24 protein-coding genes are annotated in these 25,141 nt (G+C 64.4%); 15 read left to right on the plus strand and 9 right to left on the minus strand.

The features are described 5' to 3' along the window. The first annotated feature begins 56 nt into the window (after positions 1-56). From lnt to trmB, 4 genes are all read left to right on the plus strand, one after another. Positions 57-1,691, plus strand: coding sequence for an apolipoprotein N-acyltransferase (gene lnt / locus DDF70_RS07090; RefSeq protein WP_114944173.1), 1,635 nt, complete (start codon positions 57-59; stop codon positions 1,689-1,691). A gap of 49 nt (positions 1,692-1,740) precedes the next feature. Then, the gene (locus DDF70_RS07095; RefSeq protein WP_114944174.1) at positions 1,741-2,154 is read left to right on the plus strand and encodes a helix-turn-helix domain-containing protein; all 414 of its coding nucleotides are present in this window, start codon (positions 1,741-1,743) and stop codon (positions 2,152-2,154) included. 103 nt (positions 2,155-2,257) lie between these two features. Continuing rightward, positions 2,258-3,436, plus strand: coding sequence for a methionine adenosyltransferase (gene metK, locus DDF70_RS07100; protein ID WP_114944175.1), 1,179 nt, complete (start codon positions 2,258-2,260; stop codon positions 3,434-3,436). A 157-nt stretch (positions 3,437-3,593) separates the two neighbouring features. Next, positions 3,594-4,277: a tRNA (guanine(46)-N(7))-methyltransferase TrmB gene (trmB, locus tag DDF70_RS07105; RefSeq protein WP_114944176.1), complete on the plus strand. Its 684-nt coding sequence runs from the start codon at positions 3,594-3,596 to the stop codon at positions 4,275-4,277. An 8-nt stretch (positions 4,278-4,285) separates the two neighbouring features. Here the strand turns inward: trmB and DDF70_RS07110 are convergent, their stop codons facing one another. Genes DDF70_RS07110 through DDF70_RS07120 form a run of 3 tightly spaced genes read right to left on the minus strand, consistent with a single transcriptional unit; the run spans position 4,286 to position 7,231 of the window. Then, positions 4,286-4,987 carry an ABC transporter ATP-binding protein gene (locus DDF70_RS07110; RefSeq protein WP_114944177.1) on the minus strand — a complete coding sequence of 234 codons (702 nt, stop codon included), beginning with the start codon at positions 4,985-4,987 and terminating at the stop codon, positions 4,286-4,288. Then, a complete protein-coding gene (locus DDF70_RS07115; RefSeq protein WP_114944178.1) occupies positions 4,984-6,231 on the minus strand; it encodes an ABC transporter permease in 1,248 nt (415 codons plus the stop codon). The genes DDF70_RS07110 and DDF70_RS07115 overlap by 4 nt, the downstream gene beginning before the upstream one ends. A gap of 1 nt (position 6,232) precedes the next feature. After that, positions 6,233-7,231, minus strand: a complete 999-nt coding sequence (locus tag DDF70_RS07120) for an efflux RND transporter periplasmic adaptor subunit (RefSeq protein WP_114944179.1) — start codon at positions 7,229-7,231, stop codon at positions 6,233-6,235. Positions 7,232-7,476: 245 nt separating this feature from the next. On the opposite strand from DDF70_RS07120, the gene rimP reads away from it, so the two are divergent. The 6 genes from rimP to truB all read left to right on the plus strand — a co-directional run bounded on the left by rimP (position 7,477) and on the right by truB (position 14,815). Next, positions 7,477-8,106, plus strand: a complete 630-nt coding sequence (gene rimP / locus DDF70_RS07125; RefSeq protein WP_114944180.1) for a ribosome maturation factor RimP — start codon at positions 7,477-7,479, stop codon at positions 8,104-8,106. Between the two features lie 12 nt (positions 8,107-8,118). Then, positions 8,119-9,738: a transcription termination factor NusA gene (nusA, locus tag DDF70_RS07130; RefSeq protein WP_114944181.1), complete on the plus strand. Its 1,620-nt coding sequence runs from the start codon at positions 8,119-8,121 to the stop codon at positions 9,736-9,738. A 28-nt stretch (positions 9,739-9,766) separates the two neighbouring features. Beyond that, positions 9,767-10,438, plus strand: coding sequence for an RNA-binding protein (locus DDF70_RS07135; RefSeq protein ID WP_114944182.1), 672 nt, complete (start codon positions 9,767-9,769; stop codon positions 10,436-10,438). Next, positions 10,435-13,314 carry a translation initiation factor IF-2 gene (infB, locus tag DDF70_RS07140; RefSeq protein ID WP_114944183.1) on the plus strand — a complete coding sequence of 960 codons (2,880 nt, stop codon included), beginning with the start codon at positions 10,435-10,437 and terminating at the stop codon, positions 13,312-13,314. Before DDF70_RS07135 ends, infB begins: the two co-directional genes overlap by 4 nt. 149 nt (positions 13,315-13,463) lie before the next feature. Continuing rightward, the gene (gene rbfA / locus DDF70_RS07145) at positions 13,464-13,898 is read left to right on the plus strand and encodes a 30S ribosome-binding factor RbfA (RefSeq protein ID WP_114944184.1); all 435 of its coding nucleotides are present in this window, start codon (positions 13,464-13,466) and stop codon (positions 13,896-13,898) included. Continuing rightward, complete coding sequence (gene truB / locus DDF70_RS07150; protein ID WP_114944185.1) at positions 13,895-14,815, plus strand: tRNA pseudouridine(55) synthase TruB; 921 nt, start codon at positions 13,895-13,897, stop codon at positions 14,813-14,815. The genes rbfA and truB overlap by 4 nt, the downstream gene beginning before the upstream one ends. Positions 14,816-14,981: 166 nt before the next feature. On the opposite strand, the gene DDF70_RS07155 is transcribed toward truB, so the two are convergent. Beyond that, a complete protein-coding gene (locus tag DDF70_RS07155) occupies positions 14,982-15,518 on the minus strand; it encodes a ferritin-like domain-containing protein (RefSeq protein ID WP_114944186.1) in 537 nt (178 codons plus the stop codon). A 297-nt stretch (positions 15,519-15,815) separates the two neighbouring features. On the opposite strand from DDF70_RS07155, the gene rpsO reads away from it, so the two are divergent. Next, a complete protein-coding gene (rpsO, locus tag DDF70_RS07160; RefSeq protein ID WP_009490692.1) occupies positions 15,816-16,085 on the plus strand; it encodes a 30S ribosomal protein S15 in 270 nt (89 codons plus the stop codon). Between the two features lie 212 nt (positions 16,086-16,297). Further along, positions 16,298-18,472 carry a polyribonucleotide nucleotidyltransferase gene (gene pnp / locus DDF70_RS07165; RefSeq protein WP_114944187.1) on the plus strand — a complete coding sequence of 725 codons (2,175 nt, stop codon included), beginning with the start codon at positions 16,298-16,300 and terminating at the stop codon, positions 18,470-18,472. A 103-nt stretch (positions 18,473-18,575) separates the two neighbouring features. On the opposite strand, the gene DDF70_RS07170 is transcribed toward pnp, so the two are convergent. Beyond that, positions 18,576-20,258 carry an adenylate/guanylate cyclase domain-containing protein gene (locus DDF70_RS07170; RefSeq protein ID WP_162820243.1) on the minus strand — a complete coding sequence of 561 codons (1,683 nt, stop codon included), beginning with the start codon at positions 20,256-20,258 and terminating at the stop codon, positions 18,576-18,578. Positions 20,259-20,371: 113 nt separating this feature from the next. Here DDF70_RS07170 and DDF70_RS07175 point away from each other — a divergent pair, with 113 nt between their 5' ends. Further along, complete coding sequence (locus DDF70_RS07175; RefSeq protein ID WP_114944188.1) at positions 20,372-20,986, plus strand: pyridoxamine 5'-phosphate oxidase family protein; 615 nt, start codon at positions 20,372-20,374, stop codon at positions 20,984-20,986. A gap of 157 nt (positions 20,987-21,143) precedes the next feature. On the opposite strand, the gene DDF70_RS07180 is transcribed toward DDF70_RS07175, so the two are convergent. Then, on the minus strand, positions 21,144-21,647 hold the full coding sequence (locus DDF70_RS07180) for a DUF4142 domain-containing protein (RefSeq protein WP_114944189.1): 504 nt from the start codon (positions 21,645-21,647) through the stop codon (positions 21,144-21,146). 187 nt (positions 21,648-21,834) lie between these two features. On the opposite strand from DDF70_RS07180, the gene DDF70_RS07185 reads away from it, so the two are divergent. Both DDF70_RS07185 and DDF70_RS07195 read left to right on the plus strand, forming a co-directional pair. Then, complete coding sequence (locus DDF70_RS07185) at positions 21,835-22,185, plus strand: RidA family protein (protein WP_114944190.1); 351 nt, start codon at positions 21,835-21,837, stop codon at positions 22,183-22,185. Between the two features lie 426 nt (positions 22,186-22,611). Continuing rightward, entirely contained in the window at positions 22,612-22,827 is a 216-nt protein-coding gene (locus DDF70_RS07195; RefSeq protein ID WP_114944192.1) for a hypothetical protein, read from the plus strand. A 77-nt stretch (positions 22,828-22,904) separates the two neighbouring features. Here DDF70_RS07195 and DDF70_RS07200 read toward each other — a convergent pair whose 3' ends face one another. The 3 genes from DDF70_RS07200 to DDF70_RS07210 form a co-directional block, all read right to left on the minus strand. Further along, positions 22,905-23,366: a BA14K family protein gene (locus DDF70_RS07200; protein ID WP_114944193.1), complete on the minus strand. Its 462-nt coding sequence runs from the start codon at positions 23,364-23,366 to the stop codon at positions 22,905-22,907. A 216-nt stretch (positions 23,367-23,582) separates the two neighbouring features. Continuing rightward, positions 23,583-24,254: a BA14K family protein gene (locus DDF70_RS07205; RefSeq protein WP_114944194.1), complete on the minus strand. Its 672-nt coding sequence runs from the start codon at positions 24,252-24,254 to the stop codon at positions 23,583-23,585. A gap of 70 nt (positions 24,255-24,324) precedes the next feature. Further along, positions 24,325-25,095 carry an endonuclease III domain-containing protein gene (locus DDF70_RS07210; protein WP_114944195.1) on the minus strand — a complete coding sequence of 257 codons (771 nt, stop codon included), beginning with the start codon at positions 25,093-25,095 and terminating at the stop codon, positions 24,325-24,327. Positions 25,096-25,141 lie beyond the last annotated feature (46 nt).

The raw sequence follows: 25,141 nt of genomic DNA on the forward strand, positions 1-25,141 counted from the left end.
GGCCTCCACTTTTGGGTTTCATCCGATGCTCCGATCCTCGGGAAGCGCATCGCTGAATGCGGAAAACAGGAACCACTTTTCGCTGGCGCGGCGCTTCGGGTCCGCGCGATGCGCTCGCGAGAGGGTGGCGTCGCTGGCTGACGGCCTTTGCGGCGGGGGCCGTCGGAGCCCTGGCCATGCCACCCTTCGGCATCCTGCCTGCTCTCGTTCTCTCTCTCGTTCCCGCGGTGTGGCTCTTGGACGGCACTGTCAAGGACGGTCCCTCCCGGTGGGCTCCCTTCATGTCGGCCGCCCTCCTCGGCTGGTTCTGGGGCTTCGGTTATTTCGTCGCCGGCCTGTGGTGGCTCGGCGCGGCCTTCCTCGTGGAGGCGGACCAGTTCGCCTGGGCCATGCCCTTCGGCGTCCTGGGCCTTCCCGCCCTGCTCGCCTTCTTTCCCGCCTTCGGCTTTGCGCTGTCCCGCCCGTTCTGGCTGCCCGACGCCTGGCGTATCATCGCCCTCGCCTTCGGCCTGACGATCAGTGAATGGCTGCGCGGCCATCTCTTCACCGGCTTTCCGTGGAACAATCCCGGGATGGCTCTCGGTCAGAACCTTTGGCTCATGCAATCCGCCTCGCTGGCGGGCCTCTACGGCCTGACCTTCCTGAGCATCGCCATCTGTGCCGCGCCCGCCGTCCTGCTCACGGGAAGGACCGGGCGCGCCCGTTGGACGGCTCCCATCCTCGCGGCGACCCTGCTCCTCGGCCTTGCGGCCTTCGGCGCTTGGCGCGTTCCGTCGGAGGCATCGGCGCTGGTCGAGGATGTGCGCCTTCGTATCATGCAGCCCAACCTGCCGCAGGATGCGAAGTTCAACCCGCGCAACCGGGACGCCATCATGCGGCGCTACCTGACTTTGAGCGCAAGTCCTGGCCGGGACGGCAAGGCCGCTGCACCGACCCACATCGTCTGGCCCGAATCGGCCTTTCCGTTCCTGCTCCATCGCGACCCCGCCTCTCTCGCACAGATCGCCGCGCTCCTGGGGCCCGGTTCCACGCTGATCACAGGCGCCGCCCGGATGGACGATCCTTTGCCCGGCGAGGCGGTGGGCAAGTTCTACAATGCCATCCAGGTGATCGACGAGAAGGGCACGATCCTCGGCGCCTACGACAAAGTGCATCTGGTGCCCTTCGGCGAATATGTGCCGAAATTTCTCGATGCCCTGATCCGGGCCGCAGGCTTGCGCCAGTTCGTGCATATTCCCGGCGGCTTCGAGCCGAGCGAGAAGCGCGCGACGCTGTCCATACCGGGTCTCCCGCCGGTTGCCGCGACGATTTGTTACGAGGCGATCTTTCCGGGAGAGATCGTTGCCGAGGGGACGCGGCCGAACCTGATCCTGAACGTGACCAACGATGCCTGGTTCGGACAGACGCCCGGGCCTTATCAGCACTTCGCCCAAGCGCGTCTGCGGGCCGTCGAGGAGGGCCTCCCTCTGGTAAGGGCAGCCAATACGGGAATCTCGGCCGTCATCGACCCATTCGGTCGGATCATCGACAATCTTCCCTTGGGAGTTGAAGGAGTCCTTGACACTTCTCTTCCGGTTGCCGAGCCCCTTACTCTTTATAGGAGGGTTGGCAGGTTTTCTTTGACGGCCACGCTTGCGATCTGCTTAATCCTCTTGATTGCACGTCGCAGGCACCAATCATCCCTAAACTAAGTAATTAAGCCTCGGCAGTGCGTCGTGATCGGCAAGGGGACAGGCCAAAATGAAGAAATCGACGGGCACCATCGATAAGGAAATCGGGAGTAGAGTGCGCATGCGCCGAGTCTCGATTGGAATGAGCCAAGAAAAACTGGGCGATATGCTTGGCCTGACCTTTCAGCAAGTTCAAAAATACGAAAAGGGCATGAATCGGATCAGCGTCGCCCGCCTCGTCGATATTGCCAAGATCCTCAATGTCGACATCGATTTCTTCTTCGATGGTATCAGGAGCGGCAAGGCCGAGCCAGGCTTCGCCGAAAGCAACGCCCCGTCCTATGTGGCCGATATGATGTCGACCCCCGAAGGCCTTCAGCTCATCCGGACTTTCGCAGGTATCAAAAGCCCGAAAGTCCGCAAAAGCATCGTTCAGCTCGTCAATGCCCTCGCTGCCCAAGAAGAGGTAGAGCGTTCGTCATAAAGAACACGTTCGCTTGACCTTTCATCCGGCCTACGGCATGAGCATATTTTGAAGCCTGTGGCCGACCGCGGGCACCAGATTGATTGCCTGAAGGAATTCCACCGTGCGGCGTTCTAGCTATCTTTTCACGAGCGAATCGGTTTCCGAAGGACATCCGGACAAGGTCTGCGACCGGATCTCCGATGCCGTCGTCGATGCCTATTTGGCGGCCGAGCCGGAAGCCCGCGTGGCCTGCGAGACGCTCGCCACCACCAACCGGGTCGTCATCGCTGGCGAGGTGCGGGGGCCCGATTCCATCACCAAGGACAAGGTGATCGAGCTTGCCCGCGATGCCATCAAGGATATCGGCTACGAGCAGGAAGGCTTCCATTGGAAGACCGCCGACGTCTCGGTCTATCTTCACGCCCAGTCGGCCCATATTGCCCAGGGCGTCGATGCCGCCGGCAACAAGGACGAGGGCGCGGGCGACCAGGGCATCATGTTCGGTTATGCCTGCACCGAGACGCCTGACCTGATGCCGGCGCCCATCTACTACGCCCACAAGATCCTCGAGAACCTGACCGCTGCCCGCAAGGGCAAGTCCGGCGACGCGGCCAAGCTCGGCCCGGACGCCAAGAGCCAAGTCACGGTGCGCTACGAGAACGGTAAGCCCGTCGCGGCAACCCAGATTGTTCTGTCCACCCAGCACCTGGACGAGAACCTTTCCTCCGACGACGTGCGCGCCATCGTCGAGCCCTATATCCGCCGGACCCTGCCCGAGGGCTGGATCTCGGCCCAGACCATCTGGCACGTGAACCCCACCGGCAAGTTCGTGATCGGCGGCCCCGACGGCGATTGCGGCCTCACCGGGCGCAAGATCATCGTCGATACCTATGGCGGCGCGGCGCCGCACGGCGGCGGTGCCTTCTCGGGCAAGGATCCGACCAAGGTGGACCGCTCGGCCGCCTATGCCGCGCGCTATCTCGCGAAGAACGTGGTGGCCGCGGGCCTCGCCGAGAACTGCACCCTGCAGCTCTCCTATGCGATCGGCGTGGCCAAGCCCCTGTCGATCTACGTGGACCTGCACGGCACCGGCAAGGTGGACGAGGGCAAGCTGGAGGCCGTCCTCATGGACGCCATGGACCTCTCCCCGCGCGGCATTCGCACGCATCTCGGCCTCAACAAGCCGATCTACGCCCGCACATCCGCCTACGGCCATTTCGGCCGCAAGCCGGATACCGATGGGGGCTTCTCCTGGGAGCGCACGGACCTCGCCGACAGCCTCAAGGCGGCGTTCCGCTAAACTCGAACGCAGCCGACCGGCTGTCTTTCGGCCATAATAAGACCTCACCACGAGAGCCGGTTCCCCGGAAGGAGGACCGGCTCTCGATGCATGAACCAGCCCGAGAGGCCGGATCGATCATCGAGCACATCGTGCGTTCTTCAGGAGCATCTGTCCCATGAGCGAAGCATCGGAACGGGCCGGCGCCTTCTTCGGGCGACGGAAAGGAAAGAAGCTTCGCTCCGGCCAGGACGAACTGGTGCAGAACCTGCTGCCGGCGATCCGCGTGATTCCGGGCAGCGCGCCCTCCGGTCAGTTTCCCAATCCGCAGGCCCGGGAAACATGGCTCGAAATCGGCTTCGGCGGCGGCGAGCATCTTGCCGCCCAGGCCAGGTCCCATCGCGACATCAATTTCATCGGCTGCGAGCCCTTTGTGAACGGCATGGCGAAGCTTCTCGCCGTGATCGAGCAGGAGCGCCTCGACAACGTTCGCGTCTGGGACGACGACGTCACGGACCTTTTGCCGACGCTGCCCGATGCATCCTTCGACCGGGTCTACATTCTCTATCCCGATCCATGGCCCAAGCGCCGCCAGCGCAAGCGCCGCCTCGTCTCGGACGAGACCCTCGAGGTACTCGCGCGCGTGATGAAGCCGGGCGCCGAGCTGCGCTTTGCCAGCGACATCGACGACTACATCGGCTGGGTCCTCGCCCGAGCCATACGCTCCCCGCATTTCCGCTGGACCGCTGCTCGTGCCGATGATTGGCGCAAGCCTTACGAAGGCTGGCCGGGCACACGCTACGAGGCCAAGGCGATCCGGGAGGGCAGGGTGCCGAGCTACCTGACATTCGTGCGGGTTTGAGGCGGCTTTCACACCGTTGCTTCAGCCACGCGCTCGTCGCTCACCACCCTCCCGTCGACGAGATGAATGCGCCGGTCCACACGAGCGGCGATGTCCATGTCATGGGTGACGGCAATGACCGTCTTGCCGTGCTTGCGGACGAGATCGCGCAGGATGGCGAAAACCTGCTCCGAGTTCTTGCTGTCGAGGCTGCCGGTCGGCTCATCGGCCAGGACCACATGAGGATCGTTGGCGAGAGCGCGAGCCACGGCCACCCGTTGACGCTGGCCGCCGGAAAGCTGGTCCGGCCTCTTATCGAGATGACCCGCCAGACCGAGATCCTCCAGGAGGCTCGCGGCCCGGTCGTGCATCTCGGCCGATGACAGCCGACCCGCCTTGCGCATGGGCAGTTCCACGTTCCGCAGGATCGTGAACTCCGGCAGCAGGAAGTGGAACTGGAACACGAAGCCGAGCATCTCGAGCCTGAGCCGGGCCAGAGCGTCATCGTCCAGGGCGGATGTATCCTGCCCACCGATCCTCAAGGTTCCGCTCGTCGGACGATCGAGCAGGCCGAGCAGATACAGGAGCGAGGACTTGCCCGAGCCGGACGGGCCGGTAATCGCAATGAATTCCTGATCCCCGACGCTCATCGACACGTCGCGCACGAGAGTCACGGGTACAGTCGCGGGCAGGATCCGGGTGAGATGATCGGCTTCGACGAGAAGCGTCATGTGGCTCCCCGAATGATGTCGACGGGATTGAGCCGTGCCGCCTGGCGGGCCGGCAGATAGCCTGCGACGCCTGCAGAGATAAGAGCGAACGCCGAGGCGATCACGTAGTGCCACGGGCTCCAGAAGAGGGGTAGGCGGGTCATTTCGTGTCCGACGCCCGCACCCGAAAGCTTGAATTCCACCTGCGACAGGGCAAAGCACAGGAGGAAACCGACAAGCCAGCCGACCGCCGAGCCGGCGAAGCCGAGGGCTAAGCCCTCGATCAGGAAAAGCCGGCGCATGTTGCCTTGCGTGAAGCCGAGGGATTTCAGGATCGCGATGTCGCGCGCCTTCTCGTGGGTGATGGTGGAGATGATGTTGAAGATCCCGAAGCCCGCCACGAGGAGGATCGCGCCCACCACCGTGTACATCACCACGTTGCGTACAACCAAAGCCTCGAGGAGCGATTCGTTCGCCTCCTGCCAGGGCACCGCTTTGTAGCCGAGCTCGGCCTCCGCCTGACGGGCCACGCGCGGCGCAGCATTCGGATCGTCCAAGCGCAGGCGAATGTCGTTGATGGCATTGGGACGCTCGCTCAGAATCTGTGCGTTCTTGAGCAGCACATATGTCTCGCCTTCGTCCCGCGCATTGGTGCCGGTATGAAACTGCCCGACGATCCGGAAGCCTCGCGACTGCCCGGTCGGCGCAACGACCTGGATCGTGGTGCCTGTCGAGGCGCCGAGCCTCTGCGCGAGTCGGTCCCCGACGACGATGTTGTTGCCGCCGGCCCTGAGCGCCTCGAACCCGCCCACGAGGAAATCGCCGGCAACGGACGAGACCTGAGCCTCGACCTCCGGCTCGATCCCGATCAGGGTCACACCCACGTCGCGGCCGGCGTAACGCACCACGCCCTGCGTCCGCAGGCTCTGGGCCATGCGGCCCGGCACCCAGGCCCGCAAGGAGGCCGTGGCGGCGGCGGGATTGAGGATGCCGCGCCGGTCCTCTTTCGGGCGCAGGCCCTCGAACTGCGCAGCGGCGAACAGATCCTCCGCAGGTTGCCGTCGCGGGGCGCGATGCTCGTCGGTGATCTGGACATGAGGCATGGTGTCCACGAGCTGGGCTATGAAATCCTTCTCCGTGCCCTGCATCAGCGCCGCCATGGCGATCGAGAAGCCGACCCCGAGGGCGACCCCGAGGATTGCCACGACGGTCTGCCGACCTCGTCCGGCGATATGGGTCAGGGCGAGTTCCAGGATGAGACGCATGTCATCCTCGCTTTTCCATGACCTTCGCACCGTCAGGCAAACCGTCCGGGTAAGGTGCGATCACCCGGTCCGAATCGGCAAGCCCCTCCTGGATCTGCGTGTTGCTGGCGCCGCGGATTCCGGTTTTGACGTCTCGCTTTCGGGCCACATCGCCGTCCAGCACGAAAAGGCTGCCGCCGCGAAGGGCATTCGTGGGGACGAGAAGCGCTCCGGACGAGACCCGCACGATCACGTTGACCTCCACCGTCATGCCGATGCGCAGGGGCGTATCGTCGGGCAGGGCCAAGTGGACCCGGTAGGTTTTCGCCACCGGGTCGCCCTTTGGCGTAATCGAATCGACCCTCGCCTCCAGAACCTGATCGGGAAAGGCATCCGCCTTGATGACTGCCCGTTGGCCGACAGCGACCCGCGGGATGTCCTCTTCGTTCACATCGGCCTCGATCTGCAGGGGCTTGGGCTCCCCGACCCAGAACAGCACGGTCCCGGGTTCGGCCACCTCCCCGACCTCGCCATCCTGGCGTAGGACGACCCCGCTCATCGGCGCCCGCAGGACGTAGGATTCGAGCCGTGTTTCCTGACCGGCAATGAGGGCTTGGATCTGACCCAGTTCGCTGCGGGCCCGGTCGAGGGCCTGGTCGCTGGCGACCCGCCGCTCCACCAGGGCGGCGATACGATCGTAATCCGCGGCGGTCAGCTTCTGCCGCGCCTTCAACTCCGCAAGCGTGGCTTCCGGCTGGCGGCTGTCGAGGCGGGCGAGCACTGCTCCCCGTTCCACCGATTCACCCTCGCAGTTGCAAAGCTCGACGATCCGCTCCCGCAGGAGTGGCGCCACCTTGGCCCAGGTGCGTGGCTCCACGACGCCTGTGGCATAGACGATCTCGGCCGCGTCTCCCCGTTTCGGTGAAACAACGGCCACCTCGGGCGGCCGGCTGAAATACCAATAGGCTGCCCCGGCCGCCAGCAACGCGATCCCGAGAAAAAGTAGTCGGGAGGTCTTCAAGACATCGTCCTCCGAAGGAGGTCGTGCCTATCATAGCTCAGGGCGAGCAGCGACTGCGTAGCTTTCCGGAGGTATCGGCGTCGCGGCGGTTTTCAGGCAATACTCACGGGACCCTTGCTTTTTTTGACTTGAATCGGTATATCTCTGACGTCAGCTCTGGTTGCAGCGTCAAGCTGCTAGTCGAGAGTGGGCCCCCCGGGGTCCGCTCTTTTTTATTGCTTGGACGCCGGAGCGTGCGGAGAGCCATGACAAACGAACGCGACAAGCGACTGATTACGGAAAGCGGCGTCGCCGCCCGGGTGGCGGCCATTGTCGAGCCTGTGATCGAGGATCTGGGCTTCAATCTCGTGCGGGTGCGGGTCACCGGCCAGAACGGATGCACCGTGCAGGTCATGGCCGAAAGGCCGGACGGCACCATGTCGGTGTCGGATTGCGAGACCGTCAGCCGGGCGATTTCGCCGGTTCTCGACCTTGAGGATCCGATCGCCACGGCCTATCACCTGGAAATCTCCTCCCCAGGGATCGACCGCCCGCTCGTGCGCGCCAGCGATTTCGAGCGCTGGAGCGGCTACGATGCGAAGGTGGAGATGGCCGTGCCGGTGGAAGGCCGCAAGCGCTTCCGCGGCCTCCTGCGGGGCATCGAGGACGGGATGCTCGTGATCGAGCTGCCGGATGTGAAGGAAGGTCTTGAGCCCATCGCCCGCGCGCCCCTGACGGATATCGGCGAGGCGCACCTCGTTCTGACCGACGAACTCATCCGTGAATCGCTGCGCCGCGGAACGGCGCCGACCACGGACGATCTTGATGAAGACACGGATGTGGTCGATGCGCCCGAAGAGTCGCAGGACCCGACCGATCAGACAAAACCGAACTAAGGAGCGACCTCGATGGCTATCAGTGCCAACAGGCTGGAACTCTTGCAGATCGCCGATGCGGTCGCGCGCGAAAAGGTGATCGACAAGCAGATCGTGCTCGACGCCATGGCGGACGCCATCGCCAAGGCAGCCCGGTCCCGCTACGGTGCCGAAACCGACATCCATGCCGAGATCAATTCGAAGACCGGCGAGCTGCGCCTGGCCCGTCACCTCCTCGTGGTCGACGACGGCGCGGTGGAGAACGATTCCCGCGAGATCGCCCTCGCCGAGGCCCGCACGCGCCACAATCCGGCCGCCCAGGTGGGCGACGTGATCGCCGACACCCTGCCGCCCTTCGATTTCGGCCGTATCGCGGCCCAGTCGGCCAAGCAGGTGATCGTGCAGAAGGTGCGCGACGCCGAGCGCGACCGTCAGTATCAGGAATACAAGGACCGCATCGGCGAGGTCGTGAACGGCGCTGTCAAGCGCGTCGAGTACGGCAACGTGATCGTCGATCTCGGGCGTGGCGAAGCGATCATTCGCCGCGACGAACTCATCCCCCGCGAGACCTTCCGCCCGGGCGACCGCATCCGCGCCTATCTCTTCGACGTGCGCCGCGAGGCCCGTGGGCCGCAGATCTTCCTGTCGCGCACCCATCCGCAGTTCATGGCGAAGCTCTTCGCCTCCGAAGTGCCGGAGATCTATGATGGCATCGTCTCGGTGCAGGCCGTCGCCCGCGATCCGGGCTCCCGCGCCAAGATCGCCGTGACCTCGCGCGATTCCTCCATCGACCCGGTCGGCGCCTGCGTCGGCATGCGCGGCTCCCGCGTCCAGGCGGTGGTGGGCGAATTGCAGGGCGAGAAGATCGACATCATTCCCTGGTCCCCCGATCAGGCGACCTTCATCGTCAACGCCCTGCAGCCGGCCGAAGTGGTCAAGGTGGTGCTTGACGAAGAGGCCGACCGCATCGAGGTGGTGGTGCCCGACGACCAGCTCTCGCTCGCCATCGGCCGCCGCGGTCAGAACGTGCGTCTCGCCTCGCAGCTCACCGGCTGGGACATCGACATCCTGACCGAGGCCGAGGAATCCGAGCGCCGTCAGAAGGAATTCGCCGAGCGTACCGAGCTGTTCATGAACGCCCTCGACGTGGATGAGGTCGTAGGCCAGCTCCTGGCGTCGGAAGGTTTCCGCTCCGTCGAGGAAATCGCCTATGTGGACGCTGCCGAAGTGGCCTCCATCGAGGGCTTCGACGAGGACACCGCCGCCGAGATCCAGAGCCGCGCACAGGAATACCTGGCCCGCATCGAGGGTGAGAACGAGGCCCGCCGCAAGGAGCTCGGCGTCGCCGACGATCTGAAGGAGATCGACGGCGTCACCACCGCCATGCTGGTGGCCTTCGGCGAGAACGACATCAAGTCGGTCGAGGACCTGGCCGGCTGCGCCACCGACGATCTCGTCGGCTGGACGGAGGGCAGGGGAGCCGACGCGACCCGCTACAAGGGCGCGCTCGACGGCTTCGACGTCTCCCGCGCCGATGCGGAGAACATGATCATGGCCGCCCGCGTGAAGGCGGGCTGGATCGAACAGCCGGAAGAGACGGTGGAGACCGAGGGATCGGCCGAAGAGGCTGAGACCGAGGCCCAACCGTCCTGACGGCGATGGCAAAGCGAGGTCAGCACCTGTGCCGCGGCATGAACCGGAGCGCACCTGCATCGTTACCCGCGAGGCGAAAAGCCCCGCGGAACTGATCCGCTTTGTCCTGGGGCCGGACCATCAGGTCGTGCCCGATCTTCGGCATAAACTGCCGGGCCGCGGCGTCTGGGTCACGGCCCGGGCAGACATGGTGGGAGAGGCGGCTAAACGTCGCCTCTTTTCCCGAGCCTTCAAGACCGAGGCGAAAGCCTCCGAGACCCTCGCCCAGGACGTCGAGCGCATGCTCAGGGACGATCTTCGCCAGGGTCTGTCGCTGGCCAACAAGGCCGGCACGGTGATCACCGGCTTCTTCAAGGTCGAGTCGGCGATCACGGATAAGCCCATCGTCGCCCTTATTCATGCCGCAGAGGCGGCCGAAGATGGGCGAAGAAAATTGGCGAACCAGTTGCGAAAACGCCTCGGCGAGGCAATATCTAGCTTTCCGGTCATCCAAGAACTGTCGAATGACGAATTGGATTTGGCATTAGGCCGGTCACATGTGATACATGCTGCCCTCGTCGCGGGCGCTGGGAGCGACGGCTTTCTGAACCGCTGGCATCGTTACCGCTCCTTTGGCGGCATCGAGGCCGATCGAACTGGCCTCGGAAACGGGACCGGCGAACCCACGACTATGAAACCCGCAGGAACTGAGGCGGAATGACTGATACGAAAAACCAGGGCGACAAGACTCTCCATGTGTCGTCCAAGACGCTGTCGCTGAAGCGACCTGTCGAGCAAGGCACGGTGCGCCAAAGCTTTTCCCATGGCCGGTCCAAATCGGTCGTGGTGGAGACGGTCAAGCGTCGCCCTGCTGTCGGTCCCGGTAGCGGGGCCAAAGATGAAAGGCCCGCGCCCCAACAGGCCGCGGCACCCGTCAGCGCGCCCAAGCCGGCTGCTCCGGCTCCGAAGCCAGCAGCGCCCGCCCAGGGCGGCCGTCCGCAGCGCAGCGCTCCGAACACCCCCCGTTCCGGCGGCATGGTGCTCCAGACGCTCTCCGAGCAGGAGCGCGATGCGCGCATGAACGCGCTGGTCGATGCCCGTCGCCGTGACGAGGAAGATCGCCGCCGCCAGGCCGATGAGGCCGCCCGCCGCGCCGAGCGCGAGGCCGCCGAGGCCAAGGAGCGCGAAGCGGCAGAGGCCCGCAAGCACGAGGAAGAGGAACGTCGTCGTCAGGACGAGGAGCGCAAGCGCCGCGCCGAAGAGGAGGCCCGCCGCCGTCTCGGCGAAGAGGCTCCGCGCCAGGCTTCCGCGCCGGCTCCGGCCGGGCGTGCGCCCGCGCCGCGCACCGACGCTCCCCGGTCCGACCGGCCCCGTTCGGACGGCCCCCGGCCCGCAGGCCGCTTCGACGGCCCGCGTCCTTCCGGCCCGCGCTCCGACGGTCCCCGTCCGGGCGGCTTTCAGCGTCCCGGCGTCGGCACCACGGGTGGCCGTCCGCCGAGCCTGAACCACATGGCGCGCCCCGCCGCGCCGGTCGCGCCCGAGCCGGAAACCGCAAAGCCGAATGTCCGCTCGACCCCGCAGGTTGCAGCCCGCGCCGTCGAGGCCGATGACGAGGAGGGTGCACGCACCATTCGCCGTCCCGGCGTCGCGGCGAAGCCCGCGGCCCTGCCGAAGACCCCCAAGACGGCCCCCGGCGAAGAAAAGCGCCGCGGCCGCCTGACCCTGGCCAACGCGACCTCGGGCGAGGAAGAGCGTACCCGCTCGCTCGCCTCCTTCCGCCGCCGCAACCAGCGTCTCATGGGTCACCGGCAGGTGGAGCAGAAGGAAAAGATCGCCCGCGAGGTGACGATCCCCGAGACGATCACCATCCAGGAGCTCGCAAACCGCATGTCGGAGCGCGCCGTGGACGTGATCAAATTCCTGATGAAGCAGGGACAGATGCACAAGATCACCGACGTGATCGATGCCGATACCGCGCAGCTCGTCGCGGAGGAGCTCGGACACACGGTGAAGCGCGTCGCGGAAGCGGACGTGGAAGAAGGCCTCTTCGATACGCCGGATACGGACGACAACCTCTCGTCCCGTCCTCCGGTCGTGACCATCATGGGCCATGTCGACCACGGCAAGACCTCGCTGCTCGACGCGATCCGCAAGACCAACGTGGTGTCCGGCGAAGCCGGCGGCATCACGCAGCATATCGGTGCCTACCAGGTGACCTCGCCGCTCGGCGGCAAGATCACCTTCATCGATACGCCCGGTCACGCGGCCTTCACGGCTATGCGCGCCCGCGGCGCCAAGGTGACGGACATCGTCGTGCTGGTGGTGGCGGCCGATGACGGCGTCATGCCGCAGACCATCGAGGCGATCAATCACGCTCAGGCGGCCGGCGTGCCGCTGATCGTGGCGATCAACAAGGTGGACAAGCCCGACGCCAACCCGCAGCGGGTTCGCACCGAGCTGCTGCAGCATTCCATCGTCGTCGAGTCGATGGGCGGCGAGACGCTCGAGTTCGAGGTGTCGGCCAAGACTGGCACCGGCCTCGAAAGCCTGCTCGAAGGCCTCCAGCTCCAGGCCGAGATCCTCGATCTCAAGGCCAATCCGGAGCGTTCGGCCGAAGGCACCGTCATCGAGGCGAAGCTCGATCGCGGTCGCGGTCCCGTGGCCACCGTGCTCGTCCAGCGCGGCACCCTGCACACCGGCGACATCGTGGTGGCCGGCGCTGAATGGGGTCGCGTGCGTGCTTTGATCAACGACCTGGGCGCGAACGTGAAGGAGGCAGGTCCTTCGGTTCCGGTCGAGGTCCTGGGCTTCAACGGCACGCCCGAAGCCGGCGACCGCGTGGCGGTGGTCGAGTCCGAGGCTCGTGCCCGCGAGATCACCGAGTACCGCGCCCGTCAGAAGCGCGAACGCGCCGCCGCCCGCATGGGCTCGGCCGGACGCACGCTCGTCGACATGATGCGCGATCTCAAGGCCGGAGCGGGCCGCAAGGAATTCCCGCTCGTGGTCCGGGCGGACGTGCAGGGCTCGGCGGAAGCGATCGTGGGAGCTCTCGAGAAGGTCGGCAACGAAGAGGTCGGGGCCCGCGTGGTTCAGGCCGGCGTCGGCGGCATCTCGGAATCCGACGTAACGCTGGCGGAAGCCTCCGGCGCCATCATCCTCGGCTTCAACGTGCGTGCCCACAAGGAAGCGCGCGAGGCGGCCGAGCGCGCCGGCATCGAGATCCGCTACTACAACATCATCTACGACCTCGTGGATGACGTGAAAGCGGCGATGTCCGGTCTGCTCGCCCCGACCCTGCGGGAAGAGCGGCTCGGCGAGGCCCAGGTCCTCGAGGTGTTCAACGTCTCGAAGGTCGGCAAGATCGCCGGCTGCCGCGTCCTCGACGGCGTGGTCCAGCGCGGCGCCCATGTCCGCCTGATCCGCGACAACGTGGTCATCCACGAAGGCCGGCTCTCGCAGCTCAAGCGCTTCAAGGACGATGCCCGCGAAGTCACCTCGGGCCAGGAATGCGGTATGTCCTTCGAGAACTACCAGGACATGCGCGTCGGCGATCTCATCGAGTGCTATCGCGTGGAAGAGGTGAAGCGGACGCTGTAAGCCGCCGCTTCGCGCTCATCCCTGAACAATCTGAGATCACCGGGCTTGTCCCGGTGATCTCGCTTTCATGGACAGAGTTCCTGCCGAACCGAGGTGGCCGGCCACCGGCACCTCGCACCTGTGTCCGGTCCAATCCCGGAGAAATAAAAATGGCTAAACGTTTCGAACAAACCACCGGGCCTTCCCAGCGCCAGCAGCGCGTTGCCGAGCTCATACGACATGCGCTTGCCGAGGTTCTCTCCCGCGGCGACCTGCAGGACGGCGTGCTGACGAAGAACGTCATCACCATTCCCGAAGTGCGCATGTCGCCCGATCTCAAGCTCGCGACCGCCTATGTCATGCCGCTCGGCGGCAAGGACGAGGATGCGGTGATCCGTGCGCTGGAGAAGAACAAGAAGGTCCTGCGCCAGGAGGTCGCCCGGCGCGTCAACCTGAAATTCGCCCCCGACCTGCGCTTCCGCCGCGACGAAAGCTTCGACGAGGCCGCGCGGATCGACTCGCTGCTGCGCTCGGAGCGCGTCGCCCGCGATACGGCGAAGCCGGCAGCCGACATCGCCGACGACGACAGCGAGCAGGAATCATGAGCGAAGAACGCCCGCAGCGGAGGCCGCACGGCAACCGACCGAAGAAGCGCGACGTCAATGGATGGATCATCCTCGACAAGGGCGTCGGCATGACCTCGACCCATGCGGTTGCCATGGTCAAGCGGGGTCTCTCCGCCAAGAAGGCCGGCCATGCCGGCACCCTCGATCCGCTCGCCTCCGGCATCCTGCCGATTGCGCTCGGTGAAGCCACCAAGACGGTGCCCTTTGTCATGGACGGGCGCAAATCCTACGTCTTCACCGTGGCCTGGGGTTCGGAGACGACGACCGACGACACCGAGGGCGACGTGGTCGAGACGACCGACAGGCTTCCGGACCCTGCCGAGATCGAGGCCTTCCTGCCGCGCTTTACCGGACAGGTCCAGCAGGTGCCGCCCCGATTCTCCGCCATCAAGATCCAGGGCGAGCGCGCCTATGATCTCGCCCGCGACGGCGAAGTCGTAGAACTGCAGCCGCGTACCGTGGAAATCGACCGGCTGGCCCTGATTCATCACCAGGGCAATCGCTCCGTGATCGAGGCCGATTGCGGCAAGGGTACCTATGTCCGTGCCATCGCACGCGATCTCGGCCGCGCCTTGGGATGCCTCGGCCATATCGCGGCCCTGCGGCGCACCCGCGTCGGGCCGTTTACGGAGCACGACGCCATCTCTGTCGACAAGGTCCCCACCGATCCGGCGGCCCTACGCCCGGTGGAGATCGCGCTCAGCGAGATCCCCTCCATCGCGGTGAGCCGGGACATGGCAGGACGCCTGATGCGCGGCCAGTCCATCATCCTGCGCGGCCGCGAGACGCCTCTGTCCGGCAAGGTCTACGCCACCTGCAACGGCGTCCTCATCGCGGTCGGCGACGTCGAGCGCGGCGAGCTGGTGCCGCACCGGGTCTTCAACCTGGGTGGCTGAAACCCTGCTCCCCGTCATTCCGGGGCCGTGAAGCGGAACCCATAACCGCTGACAATACAGGAAGACGCCTAACGGTGGTCATGCCTTCTTGATACGTTGTGTTATGGGTTCCGGGTTCGCCTGCGGCGCCCCGGAATGACAGCGAGGGGCGTGTCCGACGCGGACTTTACCGGTCCGCCTTCAAACCCTGCGCCTCGCGCATGAGGTATTTCTGCGTGATCGGCACGATCTGGTCGCGGATCAGCTGCGCGGTTTTCTGCTCTTCGCGAAGGGTCTCCTCGAGAGCCGGGATGAACCGCTGGTGCCCGGACACCTCGGCCATGGCGATCAGCGACGTATAGGCGGCGATCTCGAAATTCTCGAAGGCGTGGTTGGCGAAGGTGTTCTTGATCACCTCGTCGGCCATCGGCATGTGGCCGGCGGCGGCCATGTTGGCCATGAATTGGGTGGCCATGTCCTTCAGGATAGACCGGTCCTCGCCGAACGTGTGCAGGATCTCGTCAAGACGGCGGATCTGACCTTCCGTCTCGGCGATGTGCGTCTTCAGGATCTGCGACATTTCCGGATAGTTCTCGAAACGCTCGATCTGGCGCTGCATGAGCTGGAGCGCTTCCTTTTCGAGGGCGTGAGCGTTCTGGACGCCGGTGATGAAGACGTTCTTGACGGTCTCGGAGGACGCGAGATCGGCTGTGGTGGCAACCATGCTGCGGGCTTCCTATATTGGGGATGTCTGGTTGACCAACCATGGCCACCAGAACTTGTTCCGCCAGGAACCCGCCCGGACGGCGCATCCTATTGCTCTGCTTGGGAAAAACGATTTCTCTGGCACTCGGGTGCTTTTCGTGTATGGTGCGCCATCTTTTCGGACGAAACGATCCGAAAGACGCGTCCGAACTCGGACCGCGCTGGACGACATCCCGGCCCGGCCCTTCCGGATGCCCCGGACCCGAAGCCCTGAAGGCCCAAGGTCTCCTGACGAACCAACCTGAAAGGATTGACGATGTCGATTACGGCTGAGCGCAAGAACGCGCTTGTTAAGGAATTCGCCCAGAAGGCTGGCGACACCGGCTCCCCCGAGGTGCAGGTTGCCATTCTGACCGAGCGGATCAACAACCTGACCGGTCACTTCAAGACCCACGCCAAGGACAACCACTCCCGTCGTGGCCTTCTGAAGCTCGTGTCGTCGCGCCGTTCGCTTCTCGACTATCTGAAGAAGAAGGACGAGAACCGTTACAAGGTGCTGATCGAGAAGCTCGGCATCCGCCGCTAAGCTTTTTCGAAAAACTCCCGTCCGGAGCCCGGCTCCGGACGGTTTCTCCAACACTGCGAGGCTTCAAGCCCGGTGTATCTTAAGGAGGCGGCAGACACGATGACCATGGCAGGATCGCAAGGGGCTTAGGAGGTGAGCTTGCTCACCGGCGAGCCTCTTGCCGTCTTGCTCATGGCATCGAGCCCCCGCCCCGCTGTCATGAAAGACATGCCATGTTCGATATCCAACGCGAAGAACTGATCTGGGCCGGGCGCAAGCTCGTGCTCGAAACGGGCAAGATGGCCCGCCAGGCCGACGGCGCCGTCGTCGCCACCTACGGTGAAACCACCGTTCTCGCCACCGTCGTGTCGGCCAAGGAGCCGAAGGCCGGCGTCGACTTCTTCCCGCTCACGGTGAACTACCAGGAGCGCACCTATGCGGCCGGCCGCATTCCGGGCGGCTACTTCAAGCGCGAAGGCCGTCCGACCGAAAAGGAGACCCTGGTTTCCCGCCTGATCGACCGCCCGATCCGCCCCCTCTTCGTCGAGGGCTACAAGAACGACACGCAGGTCGTCGTGACCGTGCTTTCGCACGACCTCGAGAATGACCCGGACATCGTCGCCATGGTGGCGGCTTCCGCCGCGCTGACCCTCTCGGGCGTTCCCTTCATGGGCCCGGTGGGCGCCGCCCGCGTCGGCTATATCGGTGGCCAGTACAAGCTGAACCCGCCGATTCAGGAGATGGAGTCTTCCGCTCTCGATCTCGTGGTCGCCGGTACGTCCGAGGCCGTGCTCATGGTCGAGTCCGAGGCGAAGGAACTGCCCGAGGACGTGATGCTCGGCGCCGTGATGTTCGGCCACAAGCACTTCCAGCCGGTCATCGAGGCCATCATCCGCCTCGCCGAGAAGGCCGCCAAGGAGCCGCGCGACTACCAGCCGGCCGACGTGTCCGAGGTGGAGCAGGCCGTGCTCGCCATCGCCGAGGCTGACCTGCGCGAAGCCTACAAGATCACCAAGAAGCAGGACCGTTACGCTGCCGTCGACGCCGTGAAGGCGAAGGTGATGGACGCGCTGGTCCCGGCCGAGGGCGAAGCGAAGTTCGATCCGGAGAAGGTCAAGGCGGTCTTCAAGGAGGCCCAGGCCAAGGTCGTGCGCTGGAACATCCTCGACACCGGCACCCGCATCGACGGCCGCGACCTCAAGACGGTCCGTCCGATCCTGTCGGAAGTCGGCGTCCTGCCCCGCACCCACGGCTCGGCCGTGTTCACCCGCGGCGAAACCCAGGCGCTGGTCGTGACCACGCTCGGCACCGGCGAGGACGAGCAGTTCATCGACGAGCTGGAGGGCACCCGCAAGGAAACCTTCCTGCTGCACTACAACTTCCCGCCCTATTCCGTCGGTGAGACGGGCCGCATGGGCTCGCCCGGCCGCCGCGAAATCGGCCACGGCAAGCTCGCCTGGCGCGCCATCCACCCGATGCTGCCGCCGTCGCATGAGTTCCCCTACACGATCCGCGTCGTCAGCGAGATCACCGAGTCGAACGGCTCGTCCTCGATGGCCTCCGTCTGCGGCGGCTCCCTGTCGCTGATGGATGCGGGCGTTCCCCTGCGCCGTCCGGTGGCGGGCATCGCCATGGGCCTCATCCTCGAGGGTGAGCGCTTCGCGGTCCTGTCCGACATTCTCGGCGACGAGGATCACCTCGGCGACATGGACTTCAAGGTGGCCGGCACGGACCAGGGCATCACCTCGCTCCAGATGGACATCAAGATCGCCGGCATCACCGAGGAGATCATGCGCGTCGCGCTCGATCAGGCCAAGGACGGTCGCGGTCACATCCTGGCCGAGATGAACAAGGCCCTGACCGCCCCGCGCGCCGAGCTCGGCGAGCATGCTCCCCGCATCGAGACCATGCAGATCCCGGTCGACAAGATCCGCGAAGTCATCGGTTCGGGCGGCAAGGTCATCCGCGAGATCGTGGAGAAGACCGGCGCGAAGATCGACATCAACGACGACGGCCTCATCAAGATCGCGTCCGCCGACGGCAAGTCGATCAAGGCCGCCTACAACTGGATCCGCTCCATCGTCGCCGAGCCCGAGGTCAACGTGATCTATGACGGCACGGTCGTGAAGGTGATGGAGTTCGGCGCCTTCGTGAACTTCTTCGGTTCCCGCGACGGCCTCGTGCACATCTCGGAGCTCGCCAAGAACCGCGTCGGCAAGGTGACGGACGTGGTCAAGGAAGGCGACAAGGTGAAGGTGAAGTTCCTCGGCATGGACGAGCGCGGCAAGGTCCGTCTCTCCATGAAGGTCGTCAACCAAGAGACCGGCGAGGACATCACCGAGCAGCTCAAGGCCGAGCGTGACGCCGAGCGCGCCCAGCGCGATCAGCAGAAGGCTGCCGGCGAGTAAGATCGCTCAACGCTTCAAGCCAAAAGAAAGCGCGGTGAAAGCCGCGCTTTTTTGTTGCCACGTCGAGGGAGCCGGCGCGCTCTGATGAACAAACCTCTTTGCGTCACCGCCCCAAGCTGTCCGCTTCCGGAATGATCCAGCTTCCCAGAGGCGCGGCTCGCCCTCTGATCTGGACGATCTGGCGGTCGCGGTCGGAGAGGTCGAGGCCGGCCCGGGTCGCGAGGTCCTCGGATATCACGAGCTCGACGTCGAGTTCCTTGGCGAGACCTTCGAGGCGGCTGGCCGCGTTGATAGTGTCGCCCACGGCGGTCAGGCTGGTGGCCTGGCCGTAGCCCATCTGCCCGACGATGGCGGGGCCGGCATGGAGGCCCATGGCGATCTTCAAGGGGTGCTCGAATTCGCTCTCGTATTCCTCGTTGAGATGCGTGAGCGCCGCCTTGATCCGGAGCGCGGCATCGAGGGCTTGCCTGGCGGCCTGCTGCGGCGTGGTCTTGAGGCCGAAGAGGGCCAACACCCCATCGCCGATGAACTTGTCGATATAGCCGCCCGCATCCTCGACGGATTCGCCCACCGCCTCGAAATAACGGTTGAGGATGAAGACCGTGTCGAAGGGCAGGCGCCGCTCGGCAAGGCTCGTGAAGCCGCGCAGATCGCAGAACAGCACGGCGATCTCCTGCTCCTGCCCCTGGGCCCTGCCGCCGCGCACGAGCGCGGTCAAGCCGTTGCGTCCCGTGGACAGGATCGGCACCACCGCGACATCGTGGGTCGGACGGAACTGGCAGGCGAGCCGCACGTTCGGCCCCGCCTTGATGCGCGCCAGCGTACCACGTTCCTGCGCGGTGGGGGGCGGCTGGCGCTGGTGGCCATCGAGCACCCGCACCCGGCAGGTCGAGCAGCGCCCTCGTCCGCCGCAGACCGACAGATGCGGAATGCCCGCGCTGCGGCTTGCTTCCAGCACGCTGAAGCCGAGGGGCACGGTGACGACCTGATCGTTGGGATAGGTGATCCTTACCCGCCGCGACCACAGGCGCAGACTGCGGGCGAGACGGGCGGCAATCGTTGCCGCGATCATTCCCCCGAAGGCCGTGTAAAGGCCCGGCCCGATCAGCGGCAGAAGATCGGACGCGGGAGGAACCGGGATGGGGCCGAACCGTTCCGGCGCCTCGGCCAATGCCCGTCCTGCCTCCACGAAGCCGAGAAGCGCAAGAACCGGGATGAGGAGCGCGCCCGTGTAGAGAAGCAGCGCGAAGCGCGGAAACCACGGCTTTGGACGCAGCCAGAAATAGATCCCAAGACATCCGTGCAGCCAGGCGATCACGAGGGCCAGGGCCTGACGGGCGCCGATGGCCGGATAGACGATCCACAGGTTGCGGACCACCTCCAGGTAGCTCGAATCGTACCCGGTCAGGGTCCATTCGATGCGCGTCCCGACCACATGCGCGATGAGGAGAAACGGCAGGCTCAAGCCCAGGATCAGCTGGGCCGCCTCGCGGATCGGCATCCGCAGGGTCCGCCGTCGGTAGAGCGCCAGCAGGGCGAGCAGGAAATGCGTGAGAACCGATCCATACAGGAGCACGGTACCGACCGGGTTTCGCCACAGGCGGTTGAACCAGGCGCGCCCGGCTTCCATCGCTTCGACGGATACGAGACCGAGGGCGTGATTGGAGAAATGGGTGAGCAGGAACGCGCCGAGCACGAGGCCCGTGAACAGGCGGATCTCCCGCGTCCGAATCGCGATCTCGGTGCCAAGCGGTTCAGGGGCCGGTTTGCCTGGAAGGCTTCTCATACACGTCTTTCACACATGGGCTTGGCCGCACAAGTTTTCGGCTTGCCTGCCGCTATGCAGTTGCACCAAGGTGCGGATTGTCAAATCACGATCCCTGTACCGATACGCGAGACATGCCCAACACCATTACGACCCTGTCCGAGCTCGAATCGCTTTATGGCGAGGTCAACAAGGGATCGCTCCTGAAAGAAACGGACAGGGTGATTCCCGAGTACCGGGCCTTCATCGAGGCCGCGCCCTTCGTGGCCCTGGCCACCCGCGGGCCGGAAGGCCTCGATTGCTCGCCGCGCGGCGACGGGCCGGGCTTCGTGCGGGTGCAGGACGAAAGAACCCTGCTCCTGCCCGACCGGCGCGGCAACAACCGCATCGATTCCCTGCGCAACATCGTGCGCGATCCAAGCGTGGCGCTGCTGTTCCTGATTCCCGGGATCGGCGAGACCCTGCGGGTCAACGGCCGCGCCGTGATCTCGGTGGAGCCTGCCGTGCTCGAAAGCTTCGCCATCGACGGCAAGGCACCGAAATCCGTGCTCACGATCACGGTCGATGCGGTGTTTTTCCAATGCGCCCGTGCGATCCTGCGGTCGGAATTGTGGAATCCGGACAAGCATGTGGCTCGCAGTTCGTTGCCGAGCGCAGGTCAGATCCTCGCAGCCCTGAGCCCCGACCGTTTCGACGGCGAGGCTTACGACAAGGCACTGCCCGAACGACAGAAGGCGACGCTTTACTAAGCATCGGAGCCAAAAGTGAACCCACTTTCGGGATCCCATCCGATGCCTTCTTTTTGATGAGAGCATCGTTTCGAGCGGACCCGAAAGGCCGCACGATGCTCTCAGCGTCGGGCTTCAATTCGAATTCACGCCCGCGGCTTCATGCGAACAGGCGATTCTACTGCGTTTTCGCCGCAGACAGGGACTGCGCCGTCTGCAGATGGTTCTGCAGCGTCGGCAGGGTCTCGCTGGCATAGGAAGCCGCAGGATCGTTCTGCCGCTTGGATTCCTTTTCGTAGTCCGCGACATCCTTCTTGTGGTCGGCCACTGCCTCCTTGATGAACTCGCGGTCGAAGGCAGCGCCCGAGAGCTTGGAGAGTTTCTGGTAGACCGCCTTCTGCGCCTTGCCGGGCTCGGTCGGCGGCGTCACGTTGAGGGAGCTTGCCACGGACATGGCTTTCTCGTTCGCGGCGGAATGATCCGTCTCGAGCTGGCGGCCGAAGTTCTTGACCCCGTCGCTGCCGCCTTTCTGCTGGGCGAGCTGACCCACGGCGACCTCCGCGAGGTTGCCCTCGATCGCCTTCTTGATGAAGGCCTGGTTCGGCTGGTCCTTGGCGAGAGCGTAAGACGAGCCCGCCAGGGCTGCCGCGATGCTGAAGCTCAAGAGAAGTTTCTTTGACATGATGCACCCTGTTCGAACGGAACGGTTCTCGATACGCATCACAGGTAAGCCATGAACGACCCCGAGGCGGCCCGGTTCCCCGATTGCCGGAGAGCCTGAGCAATCCACATAATTTGGACGCCGGCCCTTTACGCCTCGCTCCCGGGCGGCCAAAAGGGCAGCCTCATCGACTGGAAAGAGGCACGTCATGACGATTCAACGCATCAAGCCGGGCCCGCGCATGAGCGGCGCGGTCGTTCACGGCAACACGGTCTATCTCGCCGGCCAGGTCGCCAGCCAGACCGCCGGGCAAAGCGTCACGGAGCAGACGAAGGAGATCCTCTCGATCATCGACAGCCTGCTGGCCGAGGCCGGTACGGACAAGTCGAAGATCCTGATGGCCAATATCTGGCTCACCGACATGGGCACGTTCCAGGAGATGAACGCCGTGTGGGATTCCTGGGTCTCCGCCGGCAATGCGCCTGCCCGCGCCACCGTCGAGGCAAAGCTCGCCGCCCCGGCCTTCAAGGTCGAGATCGCGGTGATCGCGGCAATCTAAGAGCTAAACTCCGCCCCGGACTAAGAATCCAGCTTTCGCAGTTATATAGAAATATGACAAAGTTGCAAAAGCTTGTTTATGTCCGGGGCTGCTATGTCACAAAACTCATTATTTACAGTCATGCCTGCTTTCTCAGGTAGTTCAACTACGTCACACACCGTTCAATCCAGCGGAAATACTTCTATCGATGCCTTATTGATCGGAAACGCCTGGACCATAACGATCTGACGTATGGATTTCCCACCAGTGCAGCTGAGTATGGGACCAATTACGGACAGGGCGAAACGGGTTTGGATGGCGACGGGAACAGTCGCTTCAGCCCAGCAAACGATTACCAGAAAACAGCGCTTGTCTTCGCTGCGCATACTGTAAGCCTTCACGCTCAAGGAAGACCGCATCCTGATCGACGACAAATTCTTCAAGGGCGTGGGAAAGGGATCGCTGTCGAAACCGGTCAAGCTCTCCAAGGACAAGTTCTATGTTGGGACTTCGGCCAAGGATGCCAACGATCGTATCGGCTACAACAAGTCTACGGGCGTCCTGTCGTACGATCCGGACGGCAGCGGTCATCAGGCCGCGATCAAGTTCGCCACCGTGAAAGCCAAGATGGCCCTGAGCGCCGCTGACATCTGGATCATTTGAGCGCCGATGCGTGAGACATGTCGGCCAATAAGAAGCGGGCCGCTCGGCCCGCTTCGTTCATTCATGCTTCGCTTTGGTTATGGGCAGGGATGACGCAGGCCGTCGTAGCCCAGATAGGTGCCCGAAGCCGGGTCGTACGACTTGAAGCGCTGGGCGCAATAACCGGCTGCGCTGCCACCCGGCGCCACATAGGTCGGAGCGGCCTGAGCCTGCGACTGGGCGATGGCGCCGCCGATGATGGCGCCGGTTGCGAGACCCAGGGCGCCGGCGGCCAGAGCATTGCCGCGGTCGCGACGGTAGTAGTAGCCGCGGTCGCCATAATAGCGGCGTGGGCCATAGTAGCGCCGCTCCACGTAGCGCGGGCCGCCACGATAATAGCGGCGATACTGCACGTAATCGGACTGAACCTCGCCCTTCTTCATGGCGGCAGCGAGTTCCTTGACGGGAGCCGTCTGAGCCTCGGCAGCGGAAGCCGGAGCGGCAAGGCCGAAAGACCCAAGGGCCGCCACAGCGACGGCAGCCAGTGCAAACTTACGCATGAGAAAACTCCTCCAATCGTTGGAAGCGAACGCCTTTCACGCGGAGGTCGTTCCTCACTTTAGGAATCTTGGGTCATATCTCGCGGGAATGTGAGGGTTCTTGATCGTTGAAGAGAATCTTTACCTGTAAGGCCGAAACCCATGAGCCAACGGAAGCGGCCTAAAAGACAAGACGGGCCGAGAAGGCCCGTCTGACTCTGCGGAAGAATATGATCGTCAGGGGCAGGAATGCTGCCGTCCATCGTATCCAGTAAACGTGCCGGTTGCGGGATTGTAGGATCTGTAACGCTGCGCACAATAGGCGGAGCCATTGGCCCCTACGCTTCCCGTCACGACAGGCTGCGATGCGATGGCGCCGCCAATCAGAGCGCCCGTTGCTGCTGCGGCACCGTAGCCGTAGGGGTAGTAAGAACCTCCATAATACGGACGATAATATCCGCCGTAATACGCGCCGCGATAATAGGGTCGCCCATAGGCGGCATAGGGGCGATTATAATAGCGACCATTGTAATAACGGCCGTTGTAATAACGACCCGCATAGGAACGGGCCGCAACGCCGCGATAGGCCCCTGCACGCGCGACATTGCCTCGATAGACGCCGGCACGGGCCACGTTACCCCGATACATGCCAGCACGGGCTACATTGCCGCGATAGCCCCGATAACCGCCGGCGTGCATCCCGACAGGTCTTCTCATGGCGGCACCATGGACGCGCCCACCACCACCACCACGGCCGCCGCGAGCGGCATAGGCAATCGTGATCTGATCGTGATCGAGCAGCTGCTGGAATTTCGAAAACGGCACCACCTGCGCGGAGGCTGAACCGGCAAATAAAGACACCGGAACGAGCACGGCTGTGGCCAAGGCGGCGAAGATGAGTTTTCGCATGGCCGGCTCCTCCCACCTGGGAGGAGAACGCGGGAAACTTTTGAATGGTTCCGCTTTCGAGCGGTTCTCTTCAACGCTCGCGGGAACGTGAGGTGCGAAGAAGGTCCGGCGCCATCTCGGGCTGTCGCGCAACGCTTCGTCTGCCCTCCATCCGTCCCTGCCCGGTCGGGCAGAGATCGAGGACCGCACAGCGCCCGCAGGCCGGATTTTTTAAGAAGCAGCAGCGCTGGCCGTGCAGCATCAGGACCTCGTGATGATCATAGACGGCCTGCGCGTCCCAGTCCTCGGGCAGCAGGGCGGCAAGCGCCGCGTGGGACGGCCCGACTGCCGTCGACAGCGGGATGAGCCCCGTGCGTTGGGCGACGCGGTGATGATGGCTGTCCACCGGGAGAGCGGCCTTCCGCAGCACCGAGAACGACAGCACGGCCGCGCTGGTCTTCGGCCCGATTCCCGGAATGCTCTCGAGCCACGCCCGCGCTTCCTCGACCGGCATGGTCGCGAGGAAGTCGAGCGACAGGCCGCCATGGCGCTCCTCGATGGCGCGCAGCACCGCTTGAAGACGCGGTGCCTTCTGCTCGGGCCACGTGACGCCCTGGATCGTTTCCTCCACCTCCTCCGTCGGCGCGTTCATCATCGCGCGCCAATCCGCATAGCGTGCCTTGAGGGCCTTGAAGGCGCGTCCCGAATCCGCGTTGCGGGTGCGATGGGAGAGAAGCGAGGAGATCAGTTCGCTGAGGGGATCAAGGGAATGAAAATAAGGAATCGGACAGCCATAGACCGCGCAGAGACGCCGATGGATCGCCAGCGCCTTCTCTTTCAGGTCCTGCAGGTCCGGATTCATCCCGATGCAAGTCGCGAATCGGGACAGTGGTTCCAAATGCGGATAC

Origin of the sequence: Microvirga calopogonii (assembly GCF_003347665.1) — a bacterium.
In the GTDB taxonomy this organism is placed as follows: Bacteria; Pseudomonadota; Alphaproteobacteria; order Rhizobiales; family Beijerinckiaceae; genus Microvirga; species Microvirga calopogonii.

Bases quoted from the DNA above. Each gene is read 5' to 3' on its own strand.
- lnt (WP_114944173.1), top strand. From the start codon at position 57: ATGCGGAAAACAGGAACCACTTTTCGCTGGCGCGGCGCTTCGGGTCCG.
- DDF70_RS07095 (WP_114944174.1), top strand. From the start codon at position 1,741: ATGAAGAAATCGACGGGCACCATCGATAAGGAAATCGGGAGTAGAGTG.
- trmB (WP_114944176.1), top strand. From the start codon at position 3,594: ATGAGCGAAGCATCGGAACGGGCCGGCGCCTTCTTCGGGCGACGGAAA.
- DDF70_RS07110 (WP_114944177.1), bottom strand. From the start codon at position 4,987: ATGACGCTTCTCGTCGAAGCCGATCATCTCACCCGGATCCTGCCCGCG.
- DDF70_RS07115 (WP_114944178.1), bottom strand. From the start codon at position 6,231: ATGCGTCTCATCCTGGAACTCGCCCTGACCCATATCGCCGGACGAGGT.
- rimP (WP_114944180.1), top strand. From the start codon at position 7,477: ATGACAAACGAACGCGACAAGCGACTGATTACGGAAAGCGGCGTCGCC.
- nusA (WP_114944181.1), top strand. From the start codon at position 8,119: ATGGCTATCAGTGCCAACAGGCTGGAACTCTTGCAGATCGCCGATGCG.
- infB (WP_114944183.1), top strand. From the start codon at position 10,435: ATGACTGATACGAAAAACCAGGGCGACAAGACTCTCCATGTGTCGTCC.
- rbfA (WP_114944184.1), top strand. From the start codon at position 13,464: ATGGCTAAACGTTTCGAACAAACCACCGGGCCTTCCCAGCGCCAGCAG.
- truB (WP_114944185.1), top strand. From the start codon at position 13,895: ATGAGCGAAGAACGCCCGCAGCGGAGGCCGCACGGCAACCGACCGAAG.
- DDF70_RS07155 (WP_114944186.1), bottom strand. From the start codon at position 15,518: ATGGTTGCCACCACAGCCGATCTCGCGTCCTCCGAGACCGTCAAGAAC.
- rpsO (WP_009490692.1), top strand. From the start codon at position 15,816: ATGTCGATTACGGCTGAGCGCAAGAACGCGCTTGTTAAGGAATTCGCC.
- pnp (WP_114944187.1), top strand. From the start codon at position 16,298: ATGTTCGATATCCAACGCGAAGAACTGATCTGGGCCGGGCGCAAGCTC.
- DDF70_RS07170 (WP_162820243.1), bottom strand. From the start codon at position 20,258: ATGAGAAGCCTTCCAGGCAAACCGGCCCCTGAACCGCTTGGCACCGAG.
- DDF70_RS07175 (WP_114944188.1), top strand. From the start codon at position 20,372: ATGCCCAACACCATTACGACCCTGTCCGAGCTCGAATCGCTTTATGGC.
- DDF70_RS07180 (WP_114944189.1), bottom strand. From the start codon at position 21,647: ATGTCAAAGAAACTTCTCTTGAGCTTCAGCATCGCGGCAGCCCTGGCG.
- DDF70_RS07185 (WP_114944190.1), top strand. From the start codon at position 21,835: ATGACGATTCAACGCATCAAGCCGGGCCCGCGCATGAGCGGCGCGGTC.
- DDF70_RS07200 (WP_114944193.1), bottom strand. From the start codon at position 23,366: ATGCGTAAGTTTGCACTGGCTGCCGTCGCTGTGGCGGCCCTTGGGTCT.
- DDF70_RS07205 (WP_114944194.1), bottom strand. From the start codon at position 24,254: ATGCGAAAACTCATCTTCGCCGCCTTGGCCACAGCCGTGCTCGTTCCG.
- DDF70_RS07210 (WP_114944195.1), bottom strand. From the start codon at position 25,095: ATGAATCCGGACCTGCAGGACCTGAAAGAGAAGGCGCTGGCGATCCAT.